The organism is Pseudomonas sp. P4_C8, assembly GCF_056401975.1.
Window position 1 is genome coordinate 21858 of the sequence record NZ_JBFUIH010000064.1, and the last position, 6308, is coordinate 28165.

Sequence of the window (6308 nt, forward strand, 5' to 3'; positions counted from 1 at the left end):
GACCGCGTGATTGAGAGGGCCCTCTCAGGTTGTGACCGACACCGGGCGCAGCCGTTCAGCCGAGGTTTTGGGCAGCACCGACCGGCGGTATGTCGAATCTGGCGCAGGCCAAACGACTAGGCTGTGTAAGTCACCTCCCAGCCTCCCGCAGGAGCAATGCCAATGAACATTCAGAATCATCCCGTGGTGTCCCGCGAAGAATGGCTCGCCGCGCGCAAACAACATCTGGCCCACGAAAAAGCCTTCACCAAGGAACGAGATAAACTGAGCGCCGAACGCCGCGCCCTGCCCTGGGTGAAAATAGACAAGGACTACCACTTTCAGGGGCCCCACGGCGAACTGAAACTGGCCGATCTGTTTGGCGGCCGCAGTCAATTGGTCATCTACCACTTCATGTTCGCCGCCGGATGGGACGAAGGTTGCCCAGGCTGCTCGTTCCTGTCCGACCACATCGACGGCGCCAACCAACACCTGGCGCACCATGACATTGCCGTCGTGGCGGTTTCCCACGCACCGTTCGCCGAATTCCAGGCCTTCAAACGGCGCATGGGCTGGAAATTCGATTGGGTGTCGTCAGAAGGCTGCGACTTCAACTACGACTTTGGCGTCACAGCCCGAGCCGAAGACGTCGCCGCCGGCAAAGCCACTTACAACTACGAAAAATCCGACGGCGCCGAAGAAGAACTCCCCGGCCTCAGCGTGTTTTATCGCAACGAAGCTGGCGACATCTTCCACACCTATTCCACTTACGCCCGAGGCCTGGACCTGTTGGTCGGCGCCTACAACTACCTCGACCTCACACCCAAGGGTCGTAATGAAGAGGAAATCATGGAGTGGGTGCGGCATCACGATCGATATGAAGAGAAAGCCGCGGCCAGCTGCTGTCATGGGGGATAGAACACAACATCGAGTTGCGGCCATCGCGAGCAGGCTCGCTCCCACATTGGATTTGTGTTCGCTAACAATCCCCTGTGGGAGCGAACTTTCTCCGGGCAACTCCGCTGAACTTTTTCCGAGCTTCAACCCTCAACCGGTTAACCCGCCTTAACCGGAATCGAGGCTCACTTATGAAATCCCTGCTAAAAATCACCCTCGCCGCCACCCTCGCCTGCGCCCTCCCCGTTTGGGCTTGCACCCCCGAGGACGCCACCGCCAAGCGTGAACAACTGGCTCAGGAAGTGGCCAAGCTGACCGAGCAGAATCCGGCCAAAGCCAAAGAGATCAACGCCGAGTTGCAAAAGATGGATCTGGTCACGGCCAGCAAGGACTTGCCGGACAAGTGCCAGTTAATTGATCAGCGGTTGAAAGAGTTGGAGACGGCAGATAAGAAGGCCGAGAGCTGATCGACTCAGGAATCCCGCGCATAAAAAAACCGGACATCAGTCCGGTTTTTTTGGGGTCACGACAACAGCTTATTCAGCCGCCGGCGCTTCCGGCTTGCGGCGCTTGAGCGGCGCCATGCCGTCTTTGCTGACCAGCGACAAGGCGTCGGTCTTCGGGCGGTTGGCAATTTTGCGCTTGGTCGGTGCCTTGGCGCCGGTTTTCTTCTTGTCGCCTTTGGCGTCGACTTTTTTCTTTTTCACGCCAACGGCTTTGCCTGAGGCCTTGACCTTTTTCGGTCCGCCGTAGGTGCCTTTGACTTCCTTGATGGTGCGGCGCTCGAAGCTCTGCTTGAGGTAGCGCTCGATGCTCGACATCAGGTTCCAGTCGCCGTGGCAGATCAGCGAGATGGCCAGGCCTTCGTTGCCGGCGCGGCCGGTGCGACCGATACGGTGAACGTATTCGTCGCCGCTGCGCGGCATGTCGAAGTTGATCACCAGGTCCAGGCCATCCACGTCCAGGCCGCGTGCGGCGACGTCGGTGGCGACGAGGATTTTCACGCCGCCCTGCTTCAGGCGGTCGATGGCCAGTTTGCGGTCTTTCTGGTCTTTGTCGCCGTGCAGCACGAACGCTTTGTATTCCTGCGCCACCAAGCGACCGTAGATGCGGTCGGCCATGGCCCGGGTGTTGGTGAACACGATGGCCTTCTGATAGGTCTCGTTAGCCAGCAACCAGTTGAGGATCTGCTCTTTGTGCACGTTGTGGTCAGCGGTGATGATCTGCTGACGGGTGGTCGCGTTCAGGTCGCTGACGTTGTTGACCTGCAGGTGCTCAGGGTTGTTCAGCACCTGGGCCACCATGTCGCGTAAACCCGAACCGCCGGTGGTGGCGGAGAACAGCATGGTCTGCTGGCGGTTGGTGCACTCGGCGACCAGACGCTGCACGTCTTCGGCAAAGCCCATGTCGAGCATGCGGTCGGCTTCGTCGAGTACCAACACTTCAACTTCTTTGAGGTCGAGGTTGCCGGCGTTCAGTTGCTCGATCATCCGGCCCGGTGTACCGATCAGGATGTCCGGCACCTTGCGCAGCATCGCAGCCTGGACCTTGAAGTCTTCACCGCCAGTGATCAGACCGGACTTGATGAAGGTGAACTGTGCAAAGCGCTCGACTTCCTTGATGGTCTGCTGAGCCAGCTCGCGGGTCGGCAGCAGGATCAGGGTCTTGATGCTGACGCGGACTTTCGCCGGGCCGATCAGACGGTTGAGGATCGGCAAAACGAAAGCAGCGGTTTTGCCGCTACCGGTTTGCGCTGTCACCCGCAGGTCACGCCCTTGGAGCGCCAGCGGAATAGCCGCTGCTTGCACTGGCGTTGGCTCGACAAATTTAAGCTCGGCCACGGCTTTGAGCAGGCGTTCGTGCAGGGCGAATTGGGAAAACACGGGTGCTACCTCGAAGAAATACAAAAAAACAGCTGCATAGGGTAACGGTTTCGAGCGCTCAGGCCGAGTTTCTTTGTGAAAACGACGATAAACAGTGGCTTTTTGTTGCCTGATTTGTCTTCAAACGTCATCCAAACCCACTTAAATGCTCTAATCGACCGATCGCGTCCTACAGAAGAATCGTTTTAGCCCATGGATATCAAACAGCTCTGGCTCAACGTCCAAGACCTTTGGGGCACCCTCGATCAGCACCCGCTCCTGCATTCAAGCCTGGCGCTGATACTGTTGTTAGTCATTGCGCTGGCCCTCGGACGAGTGGCGCGTTATCTCATTCTTCACGCGACCAAAATGCTCGGTCGTCAACCGGCCCTGCACTGGATCAACGACTTTCGGCATAACAAGGTCTTCCATCGCCTGGCGCAGATGACGCCGTCATTGGTGATTCAGTTTGGCTTGCAACTCGTGCCGGAGCTGAGCAAGACCAGCCTGAATTTCCTCGGTAACGTGGCGCTGGCGTTCACCATGCTGTTTCTGCTGCTGGCGTTCAGCGCCCTGCTCAGCGCCTTGCTGGACATCTATGCACGTACAGAACACGCCCGCACCCGCTCGATCAAAGGCTACGTGCAACTGACGAAATTGGTCTTGTATGTGCTGGGGGCGATCATCATCGTCGCCACCCTGATCGACCGCTCGCCGCTGTTGCTGCTGTCGGGTCTGGGCGCCATGTCGGCGGTGATCATATTGGTCTACAAAGACACCCTGCTGTCGTTCGTGGCCAGTGTGCAACTGACCAGCAACGACATGCTGCGGGTGGGCGACTGGATCGAAGTGCCGCAAGTCGGCGCTGACGGTGATGTGGTCGACATCACGTTGCATACGGTGAAAGTGCAGAATTTCGATAAAACCATCGTCTCGATCCCGACCTGGCGCTTGATGTCCGAGTCGTTCAAGAACTGGCGCGGCATGCAGCAATCCGGTGGTCGACGGATCAAACGCAGCCTGTTCATCGACGCCAGCGGCGTGCGTTTCATCCGCGATGACGAAGAGCAGAAGTTGTCGCAGGTGCATTTGCTGACTGATTACATCGGTCGCAAACAGGCTGAACTCAAAGCCTGGAACGAAGCGCAGGGCAATGTGGCGGCCATGTCGGCCAACCGTCGGCGGATGACCAACATCGGAACCTTCCGCGCTTATGCGCTGGCGTATCTGAAAAGTCACCCTGAGATTCAACCCGGCATGACCTGCATGGTCCGCCAGATGCAGACCACCGCGCAGGGCATTCCATTGGAAATCTACTGCTTCACCAGCACCACGGCGTGGGCTGATTACGAGCGGATTCAGGGGGATATTTTCGACTACTTGCTGGCGGTGCTGCCGGAGTTTGGGTTGAATCTTTACCAGCAGCCGAGTGGTGGTGATTTACGGGCCGGGTTGTTGCCGGCGATGCTCGGCGCAAGCCACATCCCTGAACCTGAAAAACACATCATGTAGAACCACAAAAACCCTGTGGGAGCGAGCCTGCTCGCGATAGCGGTCTGACAGTCACATTCATATCGACTGACACTCCGTCATCGCGAGCAGGCTCACTCCCACAGGGATTGAATCGTTTCCGAGGTTGGCGCGTTACTTGGCCTGACGCTGAGGCGCCTTGTGCACCATGGTGTAAGCGTAATCAACGCCCATGCCATACGCGCCGCTGTGTTCCAGCACCAATTCCATTACAGCTTCGTAGGTGTCCTTGTGCGCCCAGTCACGTTGGTACTCAAGCAGCACCTGTTGCCAGGTCACCGGCACCGCACCGGCCTGAATCATCCGCTGCACCGACATGTCGTGCGCTTCCTTGGTGGTGCCGCCTGAGGCGTCCGTGACGATGTACACCTCGTAACCTTCAGCCAACGCTTCCAGTGCCGGGAAGGTCAGGCAGACCTCGGTCCACAGCGCGGCAATGATCAGTTTTTTGCGCCCGGTGGCTTTCACCGCTTCAACCAGCGCCTTGTCTTCCCACGAGTTCATCGAAGTGCGCTCGATCGGCTTTTGCTCCGGGTGAACCGCCAGCAGCTCGGGCCAGATGTAACCGCTGAAGCTTTCGGTTTCCACCGAGGTGTAGATGGTCGGCACGTTGAAGATCTTCGCGGCCTTGGCCAAGCCTACCGTGTTGTTCTTCAGCGTTTGACGGTCGATCGACTGCACGCCGAACGCCATTTGTGGCTGGTGGTCGATCAGGATCAGGGCGGAATTGGTTGGGTTGAGCAGTTCACGGATAGACATGGCGCGTTCCTTTTGATGTCGATTTTCAAAGTGAGTCATGGGTGAGTCGACGTTGCCTTCAGCGGTATTGTCGTCGGCTTGGATGTCACTTTAGGGGCTGGCATACAAAGGGACAATTCCCTAAAATCGAGAATCATTGATTCTAAAACAGGGACAATCATGGATCGCATCGAATGCATGCGCGCCTTTGTCGTCACGGTCGGCGAAAACGGCTTCGCCGCCGCTGCACGGGCAATGGATGTGCCGCGATCAAAAGTCAGCAAACAGATTCAGGCGCTGGAGGACGCGATCGGTGTGCAATTGCTGCAGCGCACCACCCGCAGCCTGCACCTGACCGAGGCAGGTGCCGAATACTTCGACGCAGCGCGCGAAGTGCTGGCCTCGCTGGACGAGGCCGAACAGCGAGCGCGTAACGGCGTCGGCGAATTGCGCGGGGTGTTGCGGATCAATGCGCCAATGTCCTTTGGGTTGCGCCGACTGGGGCCACTGATCCCGCTGTTTCATGAGCAGCACCCGAACATCGAGCTGCAACTGGTGCTCAGCGACCAGCAGGTTGACCCGGTGCGCGGTGGTTTCGACGTGACCATCCGCATCGCCAGCCTGCCGGACTCGACGATGATTGCCCGGCAACTGGCGCCGGCCCCGCGAATCATGGTGGCGTCCCCAGCGTATCTGGCGCGCGCCGGCATACCGCAGACCCCGCAAGACTTGCGCGCTCACCAGTGCCTCAATTACGGGTACCTGCAAAGCGGCGTCAGCCTGCAGTTGTGCAACGGCCAGGAAACCCAGCGGGTCAACGTGACTGGCCCCTTGCATGCCAACAACGGCGACTTGCTCGCTCAGGCTGCCGAAGCCGGGATGGGCATCGCCCTGCTGCCTGACTTCATTGTCGAGGATGCGCTGGCGGCAGGCCGACTGGTGCCAGTGATGAGCGAATGGCAGGCGCCCGCGATCACCATTAACGCGGTGTACCCTTCGGCACGGCGGGTCCCGCAAAAGACCCGGACGTTTATTGAGTTTTTGGTGGCGCAGTTGGCAGCGAAGTAACGCCCATCCCATGTAATTGGATGGACTCGCCCACGCCGAGGCGTCAATGCGCCACGGTGGCAGTCTAAGAAGCCAACGGCAGCGAGGGCGAGTCCATGAAAAAGAATACGACGCTTAAACAGTCCCTGTCTTCAACCGATGTGTCGGCCTGTACGACAGTGGCGGTCGATCTTGCCAAGCAGGTCTTTCAGGTCGCAGGCGAAGACGCTCTGGGCCAGGTGCTTTATGAAGAAC

Annotated in this window: 6 protein-coding genes; 4 read left to right on the forward strand and 2 right to left on the reverse strand. The window is 58.5% G+C overall.

Features of this window, described 5'->3' with window-relative positions; all coding sequences use genetic code 11:
• Positions 1-162: 162 nt before the first annotated feature.
• Both AC1DWM_RS27455 and AC1DWM_RS27460 read left to right on the forward strand, forming a co-directional pair.
• The gene (locus AC1DWM_RS27455; protein WP_223520255.1) at positions 163-897 is read left to right on the forward strand and encodes a DUF899 domain-containing protein; all 735 of its coding nucleotides are present in this window, start codon (positions 163-165) and stop codon (positions 895-897) included.
• A 170-nt stretch (positions 898-1067) separates the two neighbouring features.
• Complete coding sequence (locus tag AC1DWM_RS27460) at positions 1068-1343, forward strand: hypothetical protein (protein ID WP_223520254.1); 276 nt, start codon at positions 1068-1070, stop codon at positions 1341-1343.
• Between the two features lie 69 nt (positions 1344-1412).
• On the opposite strand, the gene AC1DWM_RS27465 is transcribed toward AC1DWM_RS27460, so the two are convergent.
• Positions 1413-2759, reverse strand: a complete 1347-nt coding sequence (locus tag AC1DWM_RS27465) for a DEAD/DEAH box helicase (protein WP_223520252.1) — start codon at positions 2757-2759, stop codon at positions 1413-1415.
• A 192-nt stretch (positions 2760-2951) separates the two neighbouring features.
• Here AC1DWM_RS27465 and AC1DWM_RS27470 point away from each other — a divergent pair, with 192 nt between their 5' ends.
• A complete protein-coding gene (locus AC1DWM_RS27470) occupies positions 2952-4250 on the forward strand; it encodes a mechanosensitive ion channel family protein (protein WP_223520250.1) in 1299 nt (432 codons plus the stop codon).
• Positions 4251-4382: 132 nt separating this feature from the next.
• Here the strand turns inward: AC1DWM_RS27470 and AC1DWM_RS27475 are convergent, their stop codons facing one another.
• Positions 4383-5027, reverse strand: a complete 645-nt coding sequence (locus AC1DWM_RS27475; protein ID WP_477796626.1) for a hydrolase — start codon at positions 5025-5027, stop codon at positions 4383-4385.
• A gap of 159 nt (positions 5028-5186) precedes the next feature.
• On the opposite strand from AC1DWM_RS27475, the gene AC1DWM_RS27480 reads away from it, so the two are divergent.
• Positions 5187-6074: a LysR family transcriptional regulator gene (locus AC1DWM_RS27480; RefSeq protein ID WP_477796627.1), complete on the forward strand. Its 888-nt coding sequence runs from the start codon at positions 5187-5189 to the stop codon at positions 6072-6074.
• Positions 6075-6308 lie beyond the last annotated feature (234 nt).

What these genes read in the sequence shown, in the direction of transcription:
- AC1DWM_RS27470 (WP_223520250.1), top strand. Translation starts at nt 2,952, where the DNA reads ATGGATATCAAACAGCTCTGGCTCAACGTCCAAGACCTTTGGGGCACC.
- AC1DWM_RS27480 (WP_477796627.1), top strand. Translation starts at nt 5,187, where the DNA reads ATGGATCGCATCGAATGCATGCGCGCCTTTGTCGTCACGGTCGGCGAA.
- AC1DWM_RS27460 (WP_223520254.1), top strand. Translation starts at nt 1,068, where the DNA reads ATGAAATCCCTGCTAAAAATCACCCTCGCCGCCACCCTCGCCTGCGCC.
- AC1DWM_RS27455 (WP_223520255.1), top strand. Translation starts at nt 163, where the DNA reads ATGAACATTCAGAATCATCCCGTGGTGTCCCGCGAAGAATGGCTCGCC.
- AC1DWM_RS27475 (WP_477796626.1), bottom strand. Translation starts at nt 5,027, where the DNA reads ATGTCTATCCGTGAACTGCTCAACCCAACCAATTCCGCCCTGATCCTG.